General features: G+C 54.8%; 19 protein-coding genes. 6 read left to right on the top strand and 13 right to left on the bottom strand.

Going from position 1 to position 21,738, the window contains the following annotated elements; genetic code table 11:
• Positions 1-56 precede the first annotated feature (56 nt).
• From TMES_RS14335 to TMES_RS14345, 3 genes are read right to left on the bottom strand one after another with little or no spacing between them, the layout of a single operon-like run.
• Positions 57-599, bottom strand: a complete 543-nt coding sequence (locus tag TMES_RS14335; protein ID WP_085583724.1) for a TRAP transporter small permease — start codon at positions 597-599, stop codon at positions 57-59.
• Between the two features lie 16 nt (positions 600-615).
• Positions 616-1,614, bottom strand: a complete 999-nt coding sequence (locus TMES_RS14340; RefSeq protein ID WP_085583726.1) for a TRAP transporter substrate-binding protein — start codon at positions 1,612-1,614, stop codon at positions 616-618.
• Positions 1,615-1,651: 37 nt separating this feature from the next.
• Positions 1,652-2,938: a TRAP transporter large permease gene (locus TMES_RS14345; protein ID WP_085583728.1), complete on the bottom strand. Its 1,287-nt coding sequence runs from the start codon at positions 2,936-2,938 to the stop codon at positions 1,652-1,654.
• A gap of 134 nt (positions 2,939-3,072) precedes the next feature.
• Between TMES_RS14345 and TMES_RS14350 the strand changes: the two genes are divergently transcribed.
• Positions 3,073-3,966 (top strand): LysR family transcriptional regulator, encoded by an 894-nt coding sequence (locus TMES_RS14350; RefSeq protein WP_158091241.1) that lies wholly within the window; start codon positions 3,073-3,075, stop codon positions 3,964-3,966.
• 110 nt (positions 3,967-4,076) lie between these two features.
• Here the strand turns inward: TMES_RS14350 and TMES_RS14355 are convergent, their stop codons facing one another.
• The 4 genes from TMES_RS14355 to TMES_RS14370 form a co-directional block, all read right to left on the bottom strand.
• Complete coding sequence (locus TMES_RS14355) at positions 4,077-5,354, bottom strand: TRAP transporter large permease (protein WP_085583732.1); 1,278 nt, start codon at positions 5,352-5,354, stop codon at positions 4,077-4,079.
• 2 nt (positions 5,355-5,356) lie between these two features.
• Positions 5,357-5,902, bottom strand: a complete 546-nt coding sequence (locus TMES_RS14360; RefSeq protein WP_085583734.1) for a TRAP transporter small permease — start codon at positions 5,900-5,902, stop codon at positions 5,357-5,359.
• A 320-nt stretch (positions 5,903-6,222) separates the two neighbouring features.
• On the bottom strand, positions 6,223-7,203 hold the full coding sequence (locus TMES_RS14365; RefSeq protein ID WP_085583736.1) for a C4-dicarboxylate TRAP transporter substrate-binding protein: 981 nt from the start codon (positions 7,201-7,203) through the stop codon (positions 6,223-6,225).
• 478 nt (positions 7,204-7,681) lie between these two features.
• The gene (locus TMES_RS14370; protein WP_085583738.1) at positions 7,682-8,401 is read right to left on the bottom strand and encodes a GntR family transcriptional regulator; all 720 of its coding nucleotides are present in this window, start codon (positions 8,399-8,401) and stop codon (positions 7,682-7,684) included.
• A 302-nt stretch (positions 8,402-8,703) separates the two neighbouring features.
• Between TMES_RS14370 and araD the strand changes: the two genes are divergently transcribed.
• Entirely contained in the window at positions 8,704-10,446 is a 1,743-nt protein-coding gene (araD, locus tag TMES_RS14375) for an L-arabinonate dehydratase (protein ID WP_085583938.1), read from the top strand.
• Positions 10,447-10,465: 19 nt separating this feature from the next.
• Positions 10,466-11,188 (top strand): ribonuclease activity regulator RraA, encoded by a 723-nt coding sequence (locus TMES_RS14380; RefSeq protein WP_085583940.1) that lies wholly within the window; start codon positions 10,466-10,468, stop codon positions 11,186-11,188.
• A gap of 162 nt (positions 11,189-11,350) precedes the next feature.
• Here the strand turns inward: TMES_RS14380 and TMES_RS14385 are convergent, their stop codons facing one another.
• Positions 11,351-11,737, bottom strand: a complete 387-nt coding sequence (locus TMES_RS14385; protein WP_085583740.1) for an ester cyclase — start codon at positions 11,735-11,737, stop codon at positions 11,351-11,353.
• 85 nt (positions 11,738-11,822) lie between these two features.
• Here TMES_RS14385 and TMES_RS14390 point away from each other — a divergent pair, with 85 nt between their 5' ends.
• Positions 11,823-12,755, top strand: a complete 933-nt coding sequence (locus TMES_RS14390; RefSeq protein WP_085583742.1) for an L-lactate dehydrogenase — start codon at positions 11,823-11,825, stop codon at positions 12,753-12,755.
• Between the two features lie 29 nt (positions 12,756-12,784).
• Complete coding sequence (locus tag TMES_RS14395) at positions 12,785-13,726, top strand: alpha/beta hydrolase (protein WP_085583744.1); 942 nt, start codon at positions 12,785-12,787, stop codon at positions 13,724-13,726.
• A gap of 329 nt (positions 13,727-14,055) precedes the next feature.
• On the opposite strand, the gene TMES_RS14400 is transcribed toward TMES_RS14395, so the two are convergent.
• The 4 genes from TMES_RS14400 to TMES_RS14415 form a co-directional block, all read right to left on the bottom strand.
• Entirely contained in the window at positions 14,056-16,071 is a 2,016-nt protein-coding gene (locus TMES_RS14400; protein WP_085583746.1) for a CocE/NonD family hydrolase, read from the bottom strand.
• 175 nt (positions 16,072-16,246) lie between these two features.
• Positions 16,247-17,878 (bottom strand): ABC transporter ATP-binding protein, encoded by a 1,632-nt coding sequence (locus tag TMES_RS14405; RefSeq protein WP_085583748.1) that lies wholly within the window; start codon positions 17,876-17,878, stop codon positions 16,247-16,249.
• Positions 17,871-18,698, bottom strand: a complete 828-nt coding sequence (locus tag TMES_RS14410; RefSeq protein WP_085583750.1) for an ABC transporter permease — start codon at positions 18,696-18,698, stop codon at positions 17,871-17,873. Before TMES_RS14410 ends, TMES_RS14405 begins: the two co-directional genes overlap by 8 nt.
• A complete protein-coding gene (locus tag TMES_RS14415; protein WP_085583752.1) occupies positions 18,695-19,702 on the bottom strand; it encodes an ABC transporter permease in 1,008 nt (335 codons plus the stop codon). Before TMES_RS14415 ends, TMES_RS14410 begins: the two co-directional genes overlap by 4 nt.
• 47 nt (positions 19,703-19,749) lie before the next feature.
• Here TMES_RS14415 and TMES_RS22800 point away from each other — a divergent pair, with 47 nt between their 5' ends.
• On the top strand, positions 19,750-19,905 hold the full coding sequence (locus TMES_RS22800; protein WP_158091242.1) for a hypothetical protein: 156 nt from the start codon (positions 19,750-19,752) through the stop codon (positions 19,903-19,905).
• Positions 19,906-19,980: 75 nt separating this feature from the next.
• Here TMES_RS22800 and TMES_RS14420 read toward each other — a convergent pair whose 3' ends face one another.
• Positions 19,981-21,570: an ABC transporter substrate-binding protein gene (locus TMES_RS14420; protein ID WP_085583754.1), complete on the bottom strand. Its 1,590-nt coding sequence runs from the start codon at positions 21,568-21,570 to the stop codon at positions 19,981-19,983.
• Between the last annotated feature and the right edge of the window lie 168 nt (positions 21,571-21,738).

The following is a 21,738-nucleotide window of genomic DNA, read 5'->3' on the forward strand; positions in this document are numbered from 1 at the left end:
GTGTTTATGGGCGGCTCTTGGCCGAGCTATTCGTGGAAATGCCTGCATATTCGGCCTTAGTTGAACGTGTCGGCTTTTGCGGGCGCAGAAGGGGCGCCGTCATCGCCCGCCCAGCGCGCGATGACGTGAACAAAGATGATCACGATCATGAGCGGTACGGCAATCGCGACCCAGAGTGTCGAGAAATCAAGGGCGTCGGCCATGGTACGACTGTGGCGCAAAAGGAAGCCGCGTGCCGGATTGTTGCCCGGTCCGACGAAGCAATACCAGAGAACCGGGGTAAGATAGATGATGACGACGGCAGACTGGACGGTGCCGGTGATGACAGCTATCAGGCCGCCGCCGGTGCTGCTGCCGGTGAAAAGGGCAGGGTCAAATCGGCGTTTAAAGCTCATGGTGGCGCCGATCAAACCCGCCCAGATCATGGCATAGCGTGCCAGTTCTTCGGTCCAGGAGGGCGGTGAGGCGAACAGATAACGGGCGACAACCTGCAACAGCACCGATCCCACCAGCACCGCCAGTGCGATAATGGCAATAAAACCTGCAAGTTGATCAAGGCCGTGGCTGATTGCCAGGGCTGTTTTTCGGATCGTATTCACCTTCACCGCCTCTTGTTTAGTTGCGTACGATTTTGAGTGCGTCGAGATATTTCTGTAAGTCGTCGACCGCCATGATCGATGTCCATGTTGGCGCGGTCGCCTTGACCATCTTGTCGCGCTCGCCAGGTTCGAGTTGGGAAATGGTCACACCGGCTTTTTCCATACGGGCCATGACACTGTCGCTCCAGTTCGCCAGCCATGCGCGGTTGGCGGTAATCCCGGCATCAAGCGCCTTGTCGATTTGGGTTTTTTCGTCGGCCGATAATGTTTCGTACCAGTCGTTAGATACAAAAACAGCACGGGTAGAGGGCGAAATATTGGCCGGTGTGAAATGCGTTAGAAAGGCAGTGTGACCGGTTCGAAGCGACGAGTTCGGCGGGTTAAGATAACCATCAGCAATACCGACCTGAATGGCATTGGCGACTTCGGACCACGCAACGATTGTGCCACTGGCCCCCAGGGCTTCTTCATATTCGAGCTGTTCGGCATTCAGTGCGCGAAGCCGCAGCCCTTTAAGATCGGACATTTTCGTTACGTCATGCTGGCTGTTGTGAATGCCAATGCCGACACCGATATAGTTGAACCCGGCAAGGCGAACGCCGTTCTCAAGCAGCGGTTTGTTCATCTCGTCAAGAAGGTCGCTTTTTTCAATAACAGCGTCGAATTCATTGCTGTCCTTGAACAGGAAAGGCAGCAAAATGCCTTTTAATAGCGGGCTCATACCGACACCGGTGGAAACGGTCGCCAGATCAACTTCAACCAGCCCCTGGGCTGTTTCGTCAAACCGTTCCTTTTCGCTGCCCAGCGTGTCGGACGGGAAAATAACCGCCTTGAAGTCTGTGCCTTTTAGCGCGTTGGCAAAGCCGTGGACAAAGGCGGCTTCGGCATTGGTTGTCGGGTCGTCAATGCCGTTCATGGCGATTTTAACATCAGCGGCAAATGCAGGGGCCGCCATGGCTGTGGTTAATAACAGGGTGAGAGAGGCAAGCGCCTTCCCCGATTTCATCAACGTCATGTTACGTGAACTCCTCTGTTGTGCCCTTTTTTTGTTATCAGCTAAGCCCCAGGGCATGTGGCAAAGCCAGTGAGATGGCCGGAAAGAACGTCAGCACGATCAGCAGGGCGACTTCGGCAAAGAAAAACGGCAGCGTTGCGCGGATCAGCCGCCAGTAATTGATGTTGCATGTGGTTGCCAAAATCAGCAGGACGCCGCCAATGGGGGGCGATAACAGCCCTGTCGAAATATTAAAGCAGATGACGATGCCGAGATGGACCGGATCAATGCCCATCGCCAGCGCAACAGGCACAAAAATCGGGGCGAATAATGCCACTGCGGCTTTGACATCCATTGCCATACCGGCAATTAAAAACACCACATTGACCAGCATCAGATATTGCAGTGGGCCAAGGCCCCATTCCGTGATCTGGGCGGCAATTGCCTGCGGCAAACGATCCAGGGCGGCGATATAGGAGAAGGTCGAAATCGCACATAAAATTATAAATAATGCGCCCAACAATACGGCCGTGCGAATGGCACTTTGGCGAACCGCTTCAAGGTCCAGCTTGCGATATGAAAAGCCAATGATCAGGGCCGCGCCAACCGCAACTCCGGCGGCCTCGGCCGGTGTCATGATCCCAAAAAGGGTGCCACCCAGAATGATGATCGGCAGGGTCATTGCAGGCAGGGCGCGCAAAAACGACTTTTTTATCGGGGGAATGGTCGACGGGTCGCCACCACCGGGATGATCGTCGCGCCACGCATAAAAGGCGTTCATCACCATCAGCACGGCGGCTAAAAGCAGCCCCGGCACAACACCGGCGGCAAACAGGGCCGTAACCGATGTGTTCATCAATGCGCCATAAAAAATCAGGATGCTGGACGGCGGAATGATCGGCCCGATGATGGAGGACGCGCCGGTAATGGCGACGGCATAATCAAGCGAATAACCGCGTTTTTGCATTTCGGGCACCAGCGAATTGCCCAATGCGGCGGCATCGGACACCGCCGATCCTGACACACCGGCAAAAAACACGCTGGTTAAAATGTTGACATGGCCCAGCCCGCCTTTGACCCGGCCCAGCAATGACATCGAAAAATCGATCAGTGCGGAGGCAATGCCGCCCCGGTTCATCAAATCCCCGGCAAAGATGAAAAGTGGCATTGCCAGAAAAGCAAAGACGTCTAACTGGCTAAACAGGCGCTGTGGCAGGGCCGCCATGAAATTGGCGTGGCCGCCCAGAATAAACGTCATGATTGATGCCGCACCGATGACATAGGCTATCGCCGCGCCAGATAAAAGCCCCACTCCGATTAGGATAAGCAGAAATACCGCCTGCATCCTATTCCCCTTTCTGTTTTTTATTTAAAGCAAGACTGGCGTGCTTTCCTGCGATAGGAAATAGAAAATATTTCCTTCATCCATAGCTATATACTATGGGTCAAATCTGGACGGATCAGGCATGGGGATGGTTTATGCGCGGAATAACGCTTCAGCGATTGCAGGTATTTTGCGCGGTTTATGAACGCAATTCGATCAGTGCCGCGGCACGTGCCCTTGGCCTGTCACAGCCAACGGTTAGCAAACATTTGCGCGATTTCGAGGCGGCTTCGGGCCTGACATTGTTTGTGCTGGAACGCGGGCGCATTTTACAAACGGCTGATGCTGATGCGATTTACAGCGAAAGCCGGTTCTTGCAAGACGGCATTGGCCAGCTTGAAGGCCGCATTGAAGCGCTGAAAAAAGGGGTGGGCGGGAAACTGTCCGTGATGTCGATCGGCCTGATGATGAGCCATTTTGTGCCGCAGGCATCGGCCAGATTAATGCAGAAAATGCCCCAATTGCGCCTGATCCTAGATATTGGCAAGGCAGCCCATCAGCTGGAATTGCTGCATGCCGGGTTGATTGACCTTGGGATTATGGCTGGGCGGGTGGCGATGCACGGCGAGGAATTCACCCTGTTGGGCCGGGGGAAACTCAAGGCGATTGTACCGCGCGAAAACCCGCTTGCGCAAAAAAGCCAGGTGACACTGGAACAGGTTTTTGACTATCCGATGGTCGACACTACTGCACGCGGGCCGATTGGCAATGTTCTTGAAGAAGCCCTTAGAATGCGCGGGCTGAGTTTGGGCGGGGCGGTGACGTGTAACTCGCTTGAAGCCGTCCCCCCGACGGCGCAAATTTTAAAACGATGTGCCATCATCGACGAGTTCACCGCGCGCTCCCTGCCGCAAACCGATCTTGTCTGTGTCGATCTGGAACCGGCGATAAGTTTTGATATCTGGGCTGTGACATTATCGTCTTCTGGCAACCGCAATGCTATCCGCCTTTTCTCGGAAGCGCTGCGCGGCTTGTTGGCCGAAAGATAAGAACCACGCAGAAACAAGTCGAAGTGAAACCGACGCCTGTATAGACAAAACCCCTGCCGCGCATATAACGGCAGGGGTTTTGGGTTGGAACAGGGTGTTTGGGTGTGGCGTTAGAAGGCCAGTCGCGGCAGGAACAACACCACGTCGGGTAACATCAGCAAGGCAAAAACCAGCACCAGGATGGCGGCCAGAAATGGCAGGGATTCGCGAACGTAATGTTCAACCCGCACATTCATGATTGCGCAGACGGTATACATGGCCACGCCCACCGGCGGGGTCATCGAGCCCAGGGTGACCAGTGTCATCATCAGAATGCCGAAATGAACCGGGTCAACGCCAAGCTGTTTAATGATCGGCACAAAAATTGGTGTTAGCAGCAACACCAGAACCGTGCTTTCCACAAACAACCCGGCGATAAACAGAATGCCCAGAATGGCGGCAACAATGGCGGTCGGGTTGCTAAGGCCCGATAACAGTGCGCCCGAAACAGTTTGTGGAACTTGCAAAAACGTAATGGCAAAGCCAACCATGCCCGACATTAAAATGATCAGCATGATCATGCCAAGGTCGGAAATTGCGTCGGCCAGTGCACGTTTGATGTCGGCAAAGCTGAGTTCGCGGTGGCTGAAAATACCGACGACAACGGCATAAACCACTGCAAACGAGCCAACTTCGGACGGGGTAAACAACCCGCCACGGATGGTAATGATCAGCAATAACGGAAACAGCAGTGCCCATTTGGCTTCCCAGAAAGCCACGGTCAGTTCGCGCACGGTGGGTTTGCGGGCATCCTTGGCAACGTAGTTGCGTTTTTTGGCGATGATATAGGCCGTTACCATCAACACAATCATCATTAATATACCGGGAATGATGCCCGCCAGAAACAACCGCCCGATCGAAACATTGCCGACATAGCCATACAGGATCAGCCCGATGGATGGCGGGATGGTGGCAGTGATAAGCGAGCTAAGCGCGATAACGGCAGCGGAAAAGCCTTTGGAATAGCCGTTTTCGATCATTTTCGGGCCAATAACGCGGGCTTCCATAGCGGCATCGGCCACGGCAGAACCGGAGATACCCCCCATTAACGTCGACAGGATAATGGAAACCTGTGCCAGACCACCGGCCATCCACGAAACGGCGATGTTGGAAAATTTGAACAGGCGGTCGGTGATACCGCTTTCATTCATCAAATGCCCGGCCAGCACGAAAAACGGCACGGCCAAAAGCGGGAAACTTTGCGAAACAGCGGCGATTTTTTGCACACCGATAGACAATGGCATGACATCGGATGTGACAAAAAATGCGAAACCTGACAGGCCAATGGCAAAGGATACCGGGGCGCCAATGATCAGGAAAAACAAAAAGATGGAACCGATCAACAGCATGGTCAGATTTCCTGCGTGGTCGTGGGAGGTGTGGTCACCGGCGGGATTGCGTCAACCTCTTCTTCGGGCAGCGAATAAACCAGAACGGTTTGCGCCCGGCGATTGCGCCATGCATCGATGATATTGTAAATGATGGTGCCGCCCAGAATGATCGACCCAACCGGCACCGCAATGGTGACAAAGGCATAGGAAATGCCGGAATCGCCGAACTGGCGTTGCTTGTTAAGGATCGTCAGGTCGTAGCCTTCAACTGCCAGAACGGCCAGCATGGCGCAGAAAATCAGGCCAACAGCCGTTTCAATGATCAGCCGATAACGGTGCGGGGCCATGCGGACAAACAGGTCAACGCCAAGGTGGCCGCGCTGGCGCATGGCGCGGATGGCACCAAAAAAGCACAGCCAGATAAACAGCAATTGCGCCATATCGACCGACCACATGACGGGGTGACCAAAGGTCCGCATGATGGAAGCGACAAAAACCAGCATGACGATGGCGATGAATATTGCGGAAACCAGTGCAAACTCGGCCTGAGCCAGACGTTTTTTCATGCCCGGTTTTCCTCCCTTTGCTTGGGCGCCCAAAAGCGCCATGGACCGATGGTGGGATGGGTGAATTGGGGTATCAGTGCGTTTTTAAAATGCAACCCGGTGTGTGAAAATCGGAACTTGCAGTGCTGATATGCCACCAGAAAAGACGGTGCTGCAGGGCAAAACAGGGCCCGTTAGCCGGATTATAAATATCACACCTGAACATCACATGCCGGTCAATTCAGGAAGGTTTTTGCCCGATCGATATCCGGCACAAAAATCTAGCACGGATATAATACAGACGAGGGACCGTTTGGGCGGCCCCTCGTCTGTCAGAAGGCTTACTGGTTCAGGATTTTGTCGACCTGCTTGTGCAGTTCGCTGTAACCCAGTTTTTCGTAAACACCCTGGGTGGCTTCCTTGAACGGGGTGGTGTCGACTTCGGAGACTTCAACGCCGTCGTCTTTAAGCTGCTGTTCAATCGATGCCAGCGCATCACGGGTGCCGTAAGATGCAATGTCACCGGCTTTAAGTGATTCTTCGCGCAGGATTTTCTGCAAATCTTTCGGCAGGCTGTCAAACCATGCGGCACTGGTGACCAGACCGGTGATCAGGTTGATATGACCGGTTTTGGTGATGTGCGTGATCACTTCCTGCAGGTTTGCGCCGATAACAGCGGGAAGCTGTGCTTCGGTACCGTCAATCGTGCCAAGCTGCAGGGCGCTGTAAACATCAGAGAACGGCATCGGGGTCGGCGTGCCGCCCATTGCCTTGACCGTTTCGGTCCAGACCGGTGCGCCCGGGGTCCGCAAAACCAGACCATTAAGGTCAGCCGGTTTCGTGATCGGTTTTTTGGTCAGCAAATGGCGTTCGCCCTGCCACCAGTTAAACGACAGAACCTGATGACCTGAAGCCTTGCGCAGCTTTTGCACCCAGGTTTCAAACAGGTCGGATGTGACGACCTTGCGAATGCCATCATAGCCCTGTGCCAGATACGGGGCGCCAAGAATGCCGAATTCTTTTTCAAAAACGGCCAGGCGGCCACCATCGACAATAACGGCAACCGGGGCACCGGCACGGGCCTGTTCGAGCACGTCTTCATCCGGGCCAAGCTGCGAATTGGGGAACAGGGTTACCTTGATCTGGCCTTTGGTGCGTTCATCGACATTTTTAACAAAGGCTTCAAGGCCTTTATAAAGCGGGTCGGTGGTGGCAAGGGCTGTGTTTACACTAAGCGTGTAATCCGCAGCATGTGCCGCCATTGCCATGGTCATACCGGCAACGCCCGATACGATGAAAGTTGTCAAACGTGAGATCTTCATTCTTTCCTCCCTGAAGATGCCAGCTATAAGTGCCAGCCTTATTTTTTGTCAAATAGCATACTAATATATCAGTGTCAATTAACAGAGGCATAAAAGGTGCTATTGGGGGCTTTGCGCTGTATTTTATATGTCCTCCAGATCGCAGTTTATTTCAGGTTGCGCAAAGGACGATGTTCGAGCGCGGGTGCGATAGCAACGGGCCTTATGCTTTCATTGCATGTTTTGGCAGGCCGTACCCGACGTTGCGGGTATCGTTTTGTTTGCGCAGGCCGGCATCTTGTCACACGGGAAATTTGCTGCAAAACAATGCTGTTGTTGCGTGCAATAAGAGACAATGTCCCGCATAACAAAAGGCGGGCTAAGCCGTTTTGGGGCGTTTCCGCCCTGCCGAGCTTGCGGTTCTAGCGCGTTGATCTGGGCGACGGCACAATCTGCGATGTTTGGTTGCGCGGGTAAGGCTGCGTCCGGGCGGCGCAGATCAGGCACCAAACATTTCGCGGTTGTTCTGGATAATATTATCGAGTTCGTTAAGCGAGCCGGAAAGATGGTCGCGGACATGGGATTCGGCTGTGTGCAGGTCGGATGCGCGAATGGCATCAAGGATTTTGCCATGCTGGAAAATAACCCGTTCGATCTTGCCCGGGGTTGGCAATTGCAGGCAGCGGACCCGGTCCAGATGACCGCTATGTTCGCGGACAACTTCCCACAAATCCTCGTAGCCAGCCGCAATGAACAGGGCGCGGTGAAAGGCGCTGTCCAGGCGCGAGAATGCAGCAGTATCCATGCTGTTGTCGCGTTGATCAGACAGGATTTTTTCAGCAGGCGTGATTTTCGCCTTGTCCATTGCCAGCGCCAGATTGTGCGCTACTTCAAGTTCCAGAGATGTCCGCAAGAAATGGGTGGATTTAACCTTATGGATGCTGATCGGGGCAATCAGGGTTTTTGATTGCGGAAAAACTTCAACCAGTCCGTCCTTTTCCAGCTTTAAAAACGCTTCGCGCACCGGGGTTTGGCTGACACCATAAAAATCGGCCAGCACAGCACGCGACAGGCTGTAACCCGGCCGTAAATCAAGCGAGACAATCCTGTCGCGCAGGTCTTCATAAACCTGCAGCGCAACCGGGCGGTTCCGGTTGATTTGAAATGGGGTTGTGTCCAGGCTTCCCTCGGGGATGCCGCTGGTAATCTTTTGTCTCATCGTGCTCTTTCCTATGTCACTTCCTCTTATCCTACAATATGGCTTGCAAGCGCAATACTAATATTTTACTATCCGGCCAAACGCAAAACAACTTCAGGGCAGGCGCGGAAAGTTAGCTGTATCCTGTTTTTTTATCTTCTTGCCGACCATCTGGCGTATCAGTTCTCTGTTAGTGCCCCGTTGGTGTCCAGTGGGGCTTGCTCCGCCGGGGATCTGCCAGACCAAAGGGAAGCACAGCCTTTCATGCGCCGCCGAATTTGAATTTTGACCCTGTGACCACCGACCACCGTTCCGAGGAATTCATGACAAACAAGAAAACGATCAAAGCCGAAGACCTGCGCAGCGCACGGTGGTTCGCCCCCGATGATTTGCGGTCGTTCGGGCATCGTTCACGCGCCATGCAAATGGGCCTGGGCCCGGAAGACTGGGAAGGCAAACCGCAAATTGCCATCATCAACACCTGGTCGGATGCCAATCCGTGCCATGCGCATTTCAAATTCCGGGTCGATGACATTCGCCGTGGCATTACCGAGGCGGGCGGTTTCCCGATGGAATTGCCGGCAATTTCGCTGTCGGAAAGCTATGTGAAGCCCACCACCATGTTGTATCGCAACATGCTGGCAATGGAGACCGAAGAACTTTTGCGGTCGCACCCGGTGGATGGCGTTGTACTGATGGGCGGGTGCGATAAAACCACACCGGGCCTGATCATGGGCGCGGTCAGCATGGGTTTGCCCACCATTTATGTGCCCGCCGGGCCGATGTTGCGCGGCAACTGGCATGGCAATGTGCTGGGCAGTGGCTCGGATGCGTGGAAATACTGGGACGAACGCCGGGCGGGAAATATTTCCGACGAGGAATGGCAAGGCATTGAGGGCGGCATTGCGCGGTCTTACGGTCATTGCATGACCATGGGTACGGCCAGCACCATGACGGCAATTGCCGAGGCGCTGGGCATGACGTTGCCCGGTGCAACCTCGATCCCGGCGGCAGATTCGAACCATATTCGCATGTGTACGGCATCGGGCCGCCGCATTGTGAATATGGTGTGGGAAGATTTGCGCCCCGATCAGGTGATTACTGCGGCATCGGTTGAAAATGCGGTAACGGTTGCCATGGCGACCGGCTGTTCGACCAATGCGGTGATCCATCTGATTGCGATGGCACGCCGGGCCGGGGTTGATCTTGATTTAAACGATTTTGACCGGTTAAGCCGGACAACCCCCGTAATCGCCAATATCCGCCCGACCGGTGATAAATATCTGATGGAAGATTTTTATTATGCCGGGGGCCTGCGTGCCCTGATGAGCCAGCTTGCCCCCAAGCTGGATTTAACCTGCCAGACCGTGACCGGCGTGCCGTTGGGCGAAACGCTGGAAGGGGCGAAGGTGCATAATGAAGATGTCATCCGCTCGCTTTCAAACCCGATATATAAAGAAGGGTCGCTTGCGGTGTTGCGCGGCAATCTGGCACCCGATGGCTGTGTGATTAAACCATCGGCCTGTGATCCGAAATATTTTGAACATGTTGGTCCGGCACTGGTGTTTGACAGCTATCCGGAAATGAAAGCCGCCATTGATGATGAAAACCTCGATGTGACGGCCGACCATATTATGGTGTTGCGCAATGTTGGTCCGCTGGGCGGGCCTGGCATGCCGGAATGGGGCATGTTGCCGATCCCGACCAAGCTTGTGAAACAGGGTGTGCGCGATATGTTGCGTCTGTCTGATGCGCGCATGAGCGGCACGTCCTATGGGGCTTGCATGTTGCATGCAGCACCCGAGGCCGCGATTGGCGGGCCGTTGGCGCTGGTTAAAACCGGCGATATGATCCGGGTGAGCATTCCTGATCGCACCATCGAAATGATGGTATCGGACGAAGAACTGGCTAAGCGCCGTTCGGAATGGAAGAAGCCCGAACCGGCCTTTGCACGTGGCTATGGCTGGATGTTTGGCCGCCACGTTAAACAGGCCAATGACGGTTGCGATTTTGATTTTCTTGAAACCGGTTTCGGCCCGACGGCCGGTGAACCCGATATTTACTGATCTGGCGGAGCGTTCAAAAATGACCACCAAACTAAGTGCAGAAACCCGCGCAAAATATATGCAGGTCAGCACAGCCACCTTGTGTACCGCGCTGTTCAAACGCGGTTTGCGCAACCAGTTTATTCAGGATGTGCGCCCGTTAAAGGCCGATGGCCCCAATATGGTTGGCGAAGCCTATACCATGCGCTATATCCCGGCGCGTGAAGATTTAAACCCGATTACGGTGTTTCAAAACCCGGAACATCCGCAACGGGTTGCGGTGGAGCAATGCCCGGAAGGGGCGGTGATGGTGATTGACAGCCGCAAGGATGCCCGCGCGGCATCGGCTGGCTCCATTCTGGTGTCGCGCCTGATGGTGCGCGGTGTGGCCGGGATTGTTACCGATGGTGGTTTTCGCGATTCACCCGAAATTGCCGAGCTTGCAATCCCCGCTTATCACAACCGGCCATCGGCTCCGACCAACCTGACGCTGCATCAGGCGCTTGATATCAATGTGCCGATTGGTTGTGGCGATGTTGCGGTTTTTCCAGGCGACGTTGTGGTCGGTGACCGCGAAGGCGTGATTATCATTCCGGCGAAGATTGCCGACGAAATTGCCGATGAAGCCTTTGAAATGACCGCGTTCGAGGATTTTGTGACCGAGCAGGTCCTGGCGGGTAAAACCATTGTCGGGCTGTACCCGGCAACCAACCCGCAAACTCCGCTTGATTTTAAAGTCTGGCGCGAGAAAAACGGTCGTTGATTTTTCAGCAAACCGGTTACATACAAGCACCCCGTACATGATGATGTGCGGGGTGTTTTGATTTGTACAGGCCGTGGCGCAGGGACGCCGATGTGGTATCGAAAATCATGAATACGGTGTGGTTGAAACCATTTTTGACGAAAACTGATCCTGATTTCTCGTTTAAATCTGGGCCTCAATGGCGGCCTTGTCGAGAACCGACCAGACATTGATGATTTTGCCGTCGCGAAATTCGTAAAAGACGTTTTCGGCGAATTTTATCTTTTTGCCATTGATATCAAGACCCAGAAAAACACCCTTTGGTGTGCAGTCAAACATCAGTCTGCTGGCAACCAATGGCGCATCGCAGCTTAGCATTTCGATGTTAAATTTCAGATCCGGGATTTGTCGATAATCGTTTTCCAGCATTGCCCGGTATCCGGCGATGCCCAGCTTGCGCCCGTTATGCGAGGCGTCGGTATGGACATACTGCGCCAGATTATCCCAGTCCTGATTGTTAAGGCAGTCAATATAGTGACGATACAGGGTGGCGAGATCGGGCTGGGTCATTTTTGTATCCTTGTTTCGGTGCCGTGCAACAGACCCTGTTTTACGCTAGGATGGATGCAGACACAAATTAGCGCGAGGCAGGGATATGAAAGTTGGCATTGTCGGGGCCGGAATGGTCGGAAGTTCGGCGGGTTATGCCATTGCCCTGATGGGGATTGCCAGTTCGGTGATTTTTGTTGATCGCAATGCCGATTTGGCCCGCGCCCAGGCCGAGGATATTTCCCATGCCGTGCCATTTATGTCGTCCTGCATGGTTTATGCCGGTGATTATGGCGATTTAAAAGGGGCGTCGGTGGTGATTTTGGCCGCCGGGGTCAGCCAGAAACCTGGCGAAACCCGCTTGCAGCTTTTGGGGCGCAATGCCGCTGTTTTTCGCGAGGTCGTGGCCGAGGTTTTGCGCGTGGCCCCCAATGCCATTTTGCTGATTGCGTCAAACCCGGTTGATATCATGACGCAAATTACAGTGCGCTTGTCGGGCTTGCCCGCCAGCCGGGTGATTGGTTCGGGGACGATCCTCGACACTGCCCGGTTTCGCAGTTTGCTTGGCCGTCATTTGCAAATTTCGCCGCAATCGGTGCATGCCTATGTTTTGGGGGAACATGGCGATAGTGAAGTTCTGGCATGGTCGAATGCGCGGGCAGGGTCGGAGCCGTTATTGTCGATTGCGGCCCAGATGGGGTTGCCGTTAACCGATGATGTGAAAGCCGAAATTGACGATGGTGTGCGCAATGCCGCCTATAAAATTATTAATGGCAAAGGTGCGACCTATTACGGTATTGGCGCAGGGCTGGCGCGCATTGTGAAGTCTATTGCACAGGACCAGCAGGATGTTTTGTCGGTTTCAATTGTGACCGAACATGTTGCCGGGGTGGACGATGTTGCTTTGTCGATCCCGCGTGTGGTGGGGGCCGGCGGGGTGAGTGCCGATTTGATGCCAACCCTTGATGATGCTGAAAAAGAGGCCCTGCATCGCAGTGCCGCCTTGCTTAAAACCGCCATCGAAGCCGTTGAAATTTAAGGTTCGAGATTAAGGACACACGCGAAATCATGACCGACCCACAGCGCGACAGTACGCCAAAAACGCCATCCGCACCGATGCCACAGGATGAAGGTATTCTGGCATTTCAGAAAAAAGCCGATGCCTTTTATCCGCCCGACGCCGTGAATGCTTCAATTGCGCAGCAACGCGCCTGGTATGATGCGTTTTGTGCCAGCTTTAACCCCGCCGACCCCGAGGGGCTGACATTTAAGGATAGCACCATAGATGGCGTGCCGGTGCGGTATTTTTACCCGGCAAAGCAGCGCACCAAATGCTGTTTGCTGTATTTGCACGGCGGCGGTTTTGTTGTGGGCTCGCGCGATAGCCACCACGCCATTTGTGCCGAAATTGCCGATTATGCCGGGGCGGAGCTGGTGGCGGTGGATTACCGGCTGGCCCCGGAACATGTTTGGCCTGCGGCATCGGATGATGGATTTACCGTGCTTCGCCACCTTGTTACCAGCGGGCAACGGTTGGTGGTGATGGGCGATAGCGCCGGTGCGAATTTGGTTGCAGGCTTGATGTTGCGGGCCTGCGAGGCCGGTTTGGCCGGGGCCATTGCCGGGCAGGTGTTGATTTACCCGGCATTGGGCGGCGATGTTACACGCGGGTCCTATATTGACATGGCAAATGCACCGGGCCTGACAACGCAAGATGTGCTTTATTACCGCGATATATTGGCAGCACCCGATGAGAATGCGGTGGCAAACCCGCTGCGGGCGACAGATTTATCAAACCTGCCACCGGCCTATATCAGTTCGGCCTTTTTTGACCCGCTGCGCGATGACGGGCGCGAATATGGCGCCAAATTGGCACAGGCCGGGGTGAATGTGACATACCGTGAAGAACCGCAAATGGTGCATGGCTGGCTGCGTGCACGCCACATGAGTGCGGGCGCACGCACCGGGTTTGACCATATGTGCCGTGCGGTTGCCGGGTTTTGCGATTAAAGCATGTTTCTTTTAATAAGATCCATTTTGCCGATGCAGTCTACAGCCTGGCAAGGAGAAGTCCGCAGAGCGTAATGGGTTTACGGACAAGGATTTCGACGCGGCCAGGCGGTAGACTGCACCGGCCCGCAGGGTTTATTTTTGGCGGTGTTTGGCGGCGTTACACCGCTCGCCCGATGCGCCGCATCGCGCAGCGCGCTGTGCCTTGCCAAACGACACGCCAAAAACAAACAAAATGGGTCTTATTAAAAGAAATATGCTTTAACGATTTTGCCGCGAACAGGCAGAAAGTAGCGGCCCGCAATGTGACTTGCGGGCCGTTTATGTCTTTACATGAAATTGCGTGGAATGGTGCGGTTCCAGGTTTTTTCGTAAACTTCGTTATCACCTTCAACCGCGATGACGCTGGCAGCGATGCGCCAGTCGGTTTTGGTGCAGGTAAGTGTGGCGGTACACACCGTGCGGGTAAACCAGCCGTCGCGTTCCATATCGCAGGTCCAAACGGCGTGGCCGCGCATTGATGTGGGGTCATCAAGCGATATTGCCCATGTTTCATCGCGGATCTGGCGGGTGGAAAGGCCGGTATCGGGATGTTCGAACCTGCCGGTATCTTCCGAAATGCAATATTCGGTTTTGTTTTGGGTCAGGTTATGGCGCACCTCGCGCCGGGTGGTGGCGGGTTGGTGTTCGATATAGGTCGGCAGGGGATCGGGGTTTTCAGGTTCCGGCATATCGATGATTTCGTGATCGCCCAGTAACGGCAGCGACAGGTCGATGCTGGCAGTATCGATGGTAAGCCCGGCATTGAACGGGTCGGGCAGGATCATGGGCCAATAGGCCGTTGACAGGGCAAGGCGTAATTTGTGGCCCGCACGCAGGCGATAGCCACAGGCATCAAACACCACTGTTACCGAAACTTTTTCACCCGTTGGCATGGGTTTGGGGTCGTTATAGTTTCCGTCAGGGTCGCGGTGGGCAAGGTTTAGCACGCCAACTGAAATGCGGGCCGCAGTGCCATCGGGATGCACATCGACCAGACGGGCGCACAGATTGGCCCAGTCGGCATCGCACGCAAGCGCAAGGGTAATTTCAGCCCGGCCTAACAGATCCAGATTTTGTTCAAGCGGTTTGCTGTCAAAGCAAAGCGACCCGGCATCGTCGCTGCGCTGGTCAATCGCCATTTCGGCATCGGGTTTAAGGGTGAAATATTCGCCCGACGCCGTACCGGTATCAAGCGGCGATTTCACGAAGACATCAGCACTTTTGCCTTTCGGGGCGGCTGTGGTGTCATCTTGTGCCACCAGCCGTGCATCGGCAACGCCGAAATGGGTCCTTGCGGGGGCTTGCCAGGTTTGCTTGGCGATCCAGAAACCGGCATCATGGTCGCGCCTTGGCGCGGGCTTAACCGCATCAAGAATATAGGCGCGCATTTGCGGCAGGGTTTGCGCACCATTATCGGCATTGCGCAACCATTTATCCCACCAGCGAATGGCTTCGCCGTGAAAATCGGCACGGGGTTTTGGCCACGCAAAATGCGGGTATTTATGGACCCACGGGCCGATCAGCGCCTTGGCCCGGTCGGGCATGCCTTCAATGGCGCGGATGGGCGTGTTGCGATAACCATCGGCCCAGCCCGCCATCACCATGGATGGAATTTTGACAGAATCAAAATCCTCGCAGATCGAGGCATGTTTCCAGAAATCATCGCGGGTTTGATGTTCCAGCCATTCTTCCATGAAAAACGGTTCGTTTTGTAACCGTTCCATCCACATATCGCGCCAGCGATCGCCGACCAGTTCCGGGTCGGGTGCGCGGGATTGATAAGCCAGCATGGTGCCCGCCCAGGAAAGCTGGACGGCAAGCTGACAGCCATTTTTATAATGGATGTCGTCGTTATAACGATCCACTGTCGAGGCAATGGAGATAACAGCCTTGAGGGCGGGTGGTTGCAGGGCCGCGACCTGTAAACAGTTAAAACCGCCCCATGATATGCCCATCATGCCAACCGCACCATTGCACCAAGCCTGTTCGGCGATCCAGGCAATGATTTCGCAGGCATTATCGAGTTCAAGCGGGGTGTATTCGCCGTCAATCACCCCATCGGATTCACCTGAACCGCGAATATCCACCCTGACCCCGGCAATGCCGGCACTGGCAAATACGGGATAGGTTGACTCATCACGCGGGCTGGTGCCGTCGCGTTTGCGATAGGGTAAAAATTCAAGCACGGCAGGGACAGGGGTGAGGTCGGCGCTGTCGGGCATCCAGATGCGGGCGGCAAGGCGGGTGCCGTCTTTTAACGTGATCCATTTGTTTTCAATGACGGAATAAGGGGCGTTGGTCATTGTTTATCCAATCTTCGGAAGCGGGGGAGGGCAACCGTGGCATTACCAGCCTGTAATTGCTTTGCGGCAGCAATAGGGTCACGGGGCAATAACGGTGACGGGGGCGATAAAGGATGAGATGGCGCATAAAAGCACCGCCCGGACATAGCCCGGGCGGTGGGGGAAAATCGCGAGATTAGTTGCCGGCACTTTCCATGCGGCGGGTGGCGAGAACTTTTTCCAGCCAGCCCAGTTCCATTTCCGGCACCGATTTTAACAGAAGATCGGTGTAATCGTCGAACGGGGGCGATAAAACACTGGAACGCGGGCCAAAATCTACCAGCTTGCCCTGCAACATTACGGCAACTGAATCGGCAATGGCGCGCACAATGGCAATATCGTGGGTAATGAACAGATACGAAACACTGGTTTCGGCCTGCAACCGCATTAGCAAATCGAGAATGCCTTCTGCGACCAGCGGGTCGAGCGCCGATGTTGGTTCATCACACAGGATCAGTTCCGGTTCGGCCGCGAGCGCGCGGGCAATCGCCACACGTTGTTTTTGCCCGCCGGAAAGCTCGGCGGGATAGCGGTCATAAAAGCCGGATCCCATTTCAATCTCATCAAGCAGTTCCTGCACCCGTTCCTTGCGTTTTTTACCACGCAGGCCGAAATAGAATGTCAGCGGGCGGCCAATGATTTGCCCGACTGTCTGGCGCGGGTTCATGGCGGTATCGGCCATTTGATAGATCAATTGCACCCGGCGTAACTGGTCGCGGGTGCGTTTTTTGCGGTGACTGGGCAGGATTTCATCGCCAAAGGTGATGGTGCCATCGGTGGGCGGTAACAGCCCGGTAATGACGCGGGCAAGGGTGGATTTACCCGAACCTGATTCACCAACAACCGCCAGTGTTTGCCCGCGCGGCACATGGAGCGACACATCGTGCAACACCTTAAACCCGTTACCATAGGATGCTGAAATATTATCCACCGACAGCAGGGCATTGGACTGGTCCTTTGCCTCGCGCTGTTTGGTTTGGCGGACTGAAATCAGCGCTTTGGTATATTCTTCCTGCGGGTTTTCAATGATTTGCTGCACGCTGCCATATTCCACGGTTTCACCGTGGCGCAAAACCATAATGTCGTCCGATATCTGGGCGACAACGGCAAGATCGTGGGTGATGTAAAGCGCGGCTGTGCCGGTTTCCTCGATCGCGTTTTTAATGGCCGCCAGAACGTCGATCTGGGTGGTAACGTCGAGCGCGGTGGTTGGTTCGTCAAAGACAATCAGTTCCGGGTTGGAACACAGCGCCATTGCGGTCATGGCCCGTTGCAACTGCCCGCCGGAAACCTGATGGGGAAAACGGTCACCAAAATTATTCGGGTCGGGCAGGCCAAGAATTTTAAACAGGTAAAGGGCGCGTTCGCGGGCTTCTTCGCGCGTCATCAGGCCATGTTCAAGGGTGGCCTCTATTACCTGATCGCCCAGTTTATGCGCCGGGTTAAAGGCAGCGGCGGCGGACTGGGCAACATAACACACCTTTGCTCCGCGCAGTTGGCGAATGCCTTTTTTATCAGCCTTCAAAATGTCTTCGCCGTCCAGCAGGACTTCGCCGCCGGTGATGCGCACGCCACCGCGGCCATAGGCCAGTGCGGCAAGGCCGATGGTGGATTTACCCGCCCCGGATTCACCGATAAGGCCCAGCACCTTGCCGCGTTCCAGTTCAAACGACACACCATGAACAATGGTGATGTCCTTGGGGTTTTCACCGGGCGGGTACACCGTGGCGCCAATTTGAAGATTGCGTACCGATAACATATTAACCATCCCCGCGGCCTCCCTTCAGGCTTGATGTCCGTTTCAAAAGCCAGTCGACAACCATGTTCACGCAAATTGCCAGCGCGGCAATGGCCCCGCCGGGAATAAGGGCGGCGGAAATACCAAAGATGATGCCATCCTTGTTATCTTTGACCATCCCGCCCCAGTCGGCGGCGGGCGGCTGAATACCCAGCCCCAGAAACGACAGGGTGGACAGAAACAGGATTGAGAACGCAAACCGCAGGCCAAATTCGGCCAAAAGCGGGGTCAGGGTATTGGGCAGGATTTCGCGGAAAATGATCCACATTTTTCCTTCGCCGCGCAATTTGGCGGCCTCGACAAATTCCATCACGGCAACATCCAACGCGACGGCCCGGCCCAGACGATAGACCCGGGTGGAATCAAGAACCGCCATAACGACGATCAAAATCCACAGGCTTTGCGGCAGCACAGCCAGCACCACCAGGGCAAAAATCAGCGTCGGGATCGACATCATCAAATCGTTAAACCGTGACAGGGTCTGATCAATGATGCCGCGCGAGACGGCGGCGGTAAAGCTGAGGAAAATGCCGATGGAAAAAGACAGCACCGACGCGGCAAGGGCGACAAACAAAGTGGTGCGCGCGCCAAAGATCAGGCGGGACAGAAGGTCGCGACCAAGATTATCGGTGCCAAGCCAGTATTGGCTGTCGGCGGCCAGCCAGATATCGCCGACAATTTCGCGTTCGCCGTGCGGCGCGATCAGCGGGGCAAAAATGGCGCAGAAAAACGCCAGTAAAATGCCAAAAATACCGATCCAGGCGGTAAGGGGGATTTCACGTAATCTCATCGCGGATGCCTCAGTTTCGGGTTGGCAATAATGGCGATCAGATCGGCAACCATGTTGAGCAGGATGTAAACTGCGGCAAATATCAGGCCGCAAGCCTGCACAACGGGCATGTCACGCACGGTAACGGCATCAACCATATATTGGCCCATACCGGGATAAACAAAAACCACCTCGACCACGACAACGCCAACAACAAGGTATGCCAGGTTCAAGGCCACCACATTGACGATGGGCGCGATGGCATTGGGGGCCGCATGTTTAATGATGGTTTTAAACGCGCCCAAACCTTTAAGTTCAGCGGTTTCCATATAGGCCGATGACATGACGCTGATAATGGCGGCGCGGGTCATACGCATCATGTGGGCCAGCACCACAAACACCAGGGTCGCGGTGGGCAGGGCAATGGCCGACAGGCGGTCGGAAAACGCCATGCCGTCGTAAACCGTGGCCGGGAAACTGGCGACACCGAATTTGACCGAGAAAAACAGGATCAGCAAATAGCCGATGAAAAATTCCGGCAAGGATATGGCGGCGAGCGAGATGATATTGATGATGCGATCGGGGATGCGGTCGCGAAAATGAACGGCAACCATGCCCAGCCCGACGGCGAGGGGGACCGATATGATGGCGGCACAAAACGCCAGGAACAGCGAGTTTCCCAAACGCTTGCCGATTTGTTCGGAAACTGAATTGCCGCTGGCCCAGCTTTTGCCAAAATCACCCTGCACGGCATTGCCCAGCCACTCAAAATAGCGGGTGGTAACCGGGCGATCCAGACCAAGCTGGGAGCGGATATTTTCGACGGCTTGCGGGGTGGCGGACTGCCCCAGATAGGTTTGGGCAAAATCGCCGGGCAATGCCTCGACACCGCCAAAAATCAACATTGAAACGGCCAGCAATAGTCCGGCACTCAGCCCCAGCCTTTGCAGGATCAGGACGGTAAGCGGATAACGCTGTTTTAAACTGCGACGGCCAGGTTGGCCGTCATCCATGGCAGTATCCATGGGGTGATCTCTCCTTGATGAGAGCCTGAGCGGGAAGTCGGGACGGCATGCACGTATCGTTTATCAACCCGGTGGTGAGCCAGGTGACGGTTGATGGTGTGGCGCGTAACGGTTTGGCACATGGTGCAACGGAATTTGCCGCGCAGCTGCAATTGCCAGCGAACCGACCCGTCGCAAGTTTCCGATCAGGCGAAATCAGTTAATGGAACTGCCGGGATGCCCCGGCAGTTCCCAATCAGGCGTATTACGAAACAGCGGTTGATGTTTCGCCGCAGCAATCAGCTTTCAAGCCAGACGCGGGTGGCGACAAAACCGTTCGACATATCGTTGCCGATATCGTGAACGTAGCCTTTGACCTTTTTGGTCGAGGCATTTACAAAATCGTTAAACATCGGCAGGATCAGGCCGCCTTCATCACGCACCATCATCGCCATGTCGCGATACATTTCCTTGCGCTTGTTCTGGTCAAGTTCGGCCCGCGCGCTGAGCAGAAGTTTGTCGAAATCTGCACGTTTAAAGCGGGTGTCGTTCCAGTCGGCAGTCGAAAGGTAAGCGGTGGAATACATCTGGTCCTGGGTCGGGCGACCGCCCCAGTAAGACGTGCTGAATGGCTGGACGTTCCAGACATTGGACCAATAGCCGTCACCCGGTTCGCGTTTGACTTCGATATTGATACCGGCTTTTTTGGCACTTTCCTGATACAGGACAGCGGCATCGACCGCACCAGGGAAGGCAACATCGGATGTGCGCAACAGAACCGATCCGTCATGGCCGGATTTTTTGTAATGGAATTTGGCCTTGTCGGGGTCGTAGGTGCGTTGTTCGATGCCTTCGGGGAACAGGGCATAGGTTTCGTTGATCGGAAAATCGTTGCCAACCTTGCCATAGCCGCCGAGGATTTTTTGGACCATGGTTTCGCGGTCCATGGCGTATTTAAGGGCCAGGCGCAGGTCGTTATTGTCAAACGGTGCGGTGTCACAATGCATGATGAACACATAATGCCCGCGACCCGATGTGTTGAGAATTTCAACAGTAGGCGCACGTTTGAGCAGATTGACCGTTTTGGGATCAACACGGTTGATAAAATGAACCTGACCCGATGACAATGCCGCAATGCGGGCGGTGGCATCGTTCATGCTGATCATTTCGATTGAGTCAACATAACCGCGATCCGAACGCCAGTCGTTCTTGTTCTTTTCAAACGTGGCGCGCACACCGGCATCAAAGCTGGCCAATGTATAAGGACCGGTGCCGACGGCTGAATTGGGGTCGTCAATGCCACCGCCCGGCTGAATGATCAAATGATAATCGGTCAAAAGCAACGGCAGGTCGGCATTGCCTTCGGTCAGCGTGACGACAAGGTCATTGCCATCGGCCTTGATGTTCGTGATCGATTTTAAAATACCAAGTGCGCCGGATTCCGATTTTTCATCGGTGTGGCGGTGCAGGGTTTTGACGACATCGTCAATCGTCATTTCCTTGCCGTTGTGAAACTGAACGCCCTTGCGGATCTTGAAGGTCCAGGTGGCGGCATCTTCCGACGCTTCCCAGGATTCAGCCAGGGCGGGAACGGCCGTGCCGTCTTCCGGGTGGCTTTCAACCAGCGTGTCGCCCCAGTTGCGACCGGCAACAAAGGTGAATTGCGATTGTGATTTTGCCGGATCGAGAATGTCGGTGGCGGAGCCGCCCTGAAGGCCCAGTTTCAAATGGCCACCGCGTTTGGGTTCGGCGGCTTTGGCGGTTTTGGAATAAAGGCTGGTCGCAGCAGCAAGTGTCAGACCGGCGGCCATTGAACTGGCGATAAATTCGCGGCGGTTCAGGCCGTGTGATTTGACACGGTCGGTCAAATGTTTAAGTGGGTCAGTCATCCCCGATTTCCTTTTTGTGTTTAAAATATATTGGTCCGGTTGGTTCGGCCCTTGTTGTTTTGTTCTGGTGGGCGAACCCTTTTGGGTATGGTCATTTGGCGGCCCCGATACCTGCATCTGGCAGATTGGAAACGGGCCGTGATAAACCGAAACGGTTGTGTGGTTGTG

Source organism: Thalassospira mesophila, from assembly GCF_002115755.1.
Lineage (GTDB): Bacteria > Pseudomonadota > Alphaproteobacteria > Rhodospirillales > Thalassospiraceae > Thalassospira > Thalassospira mesophila.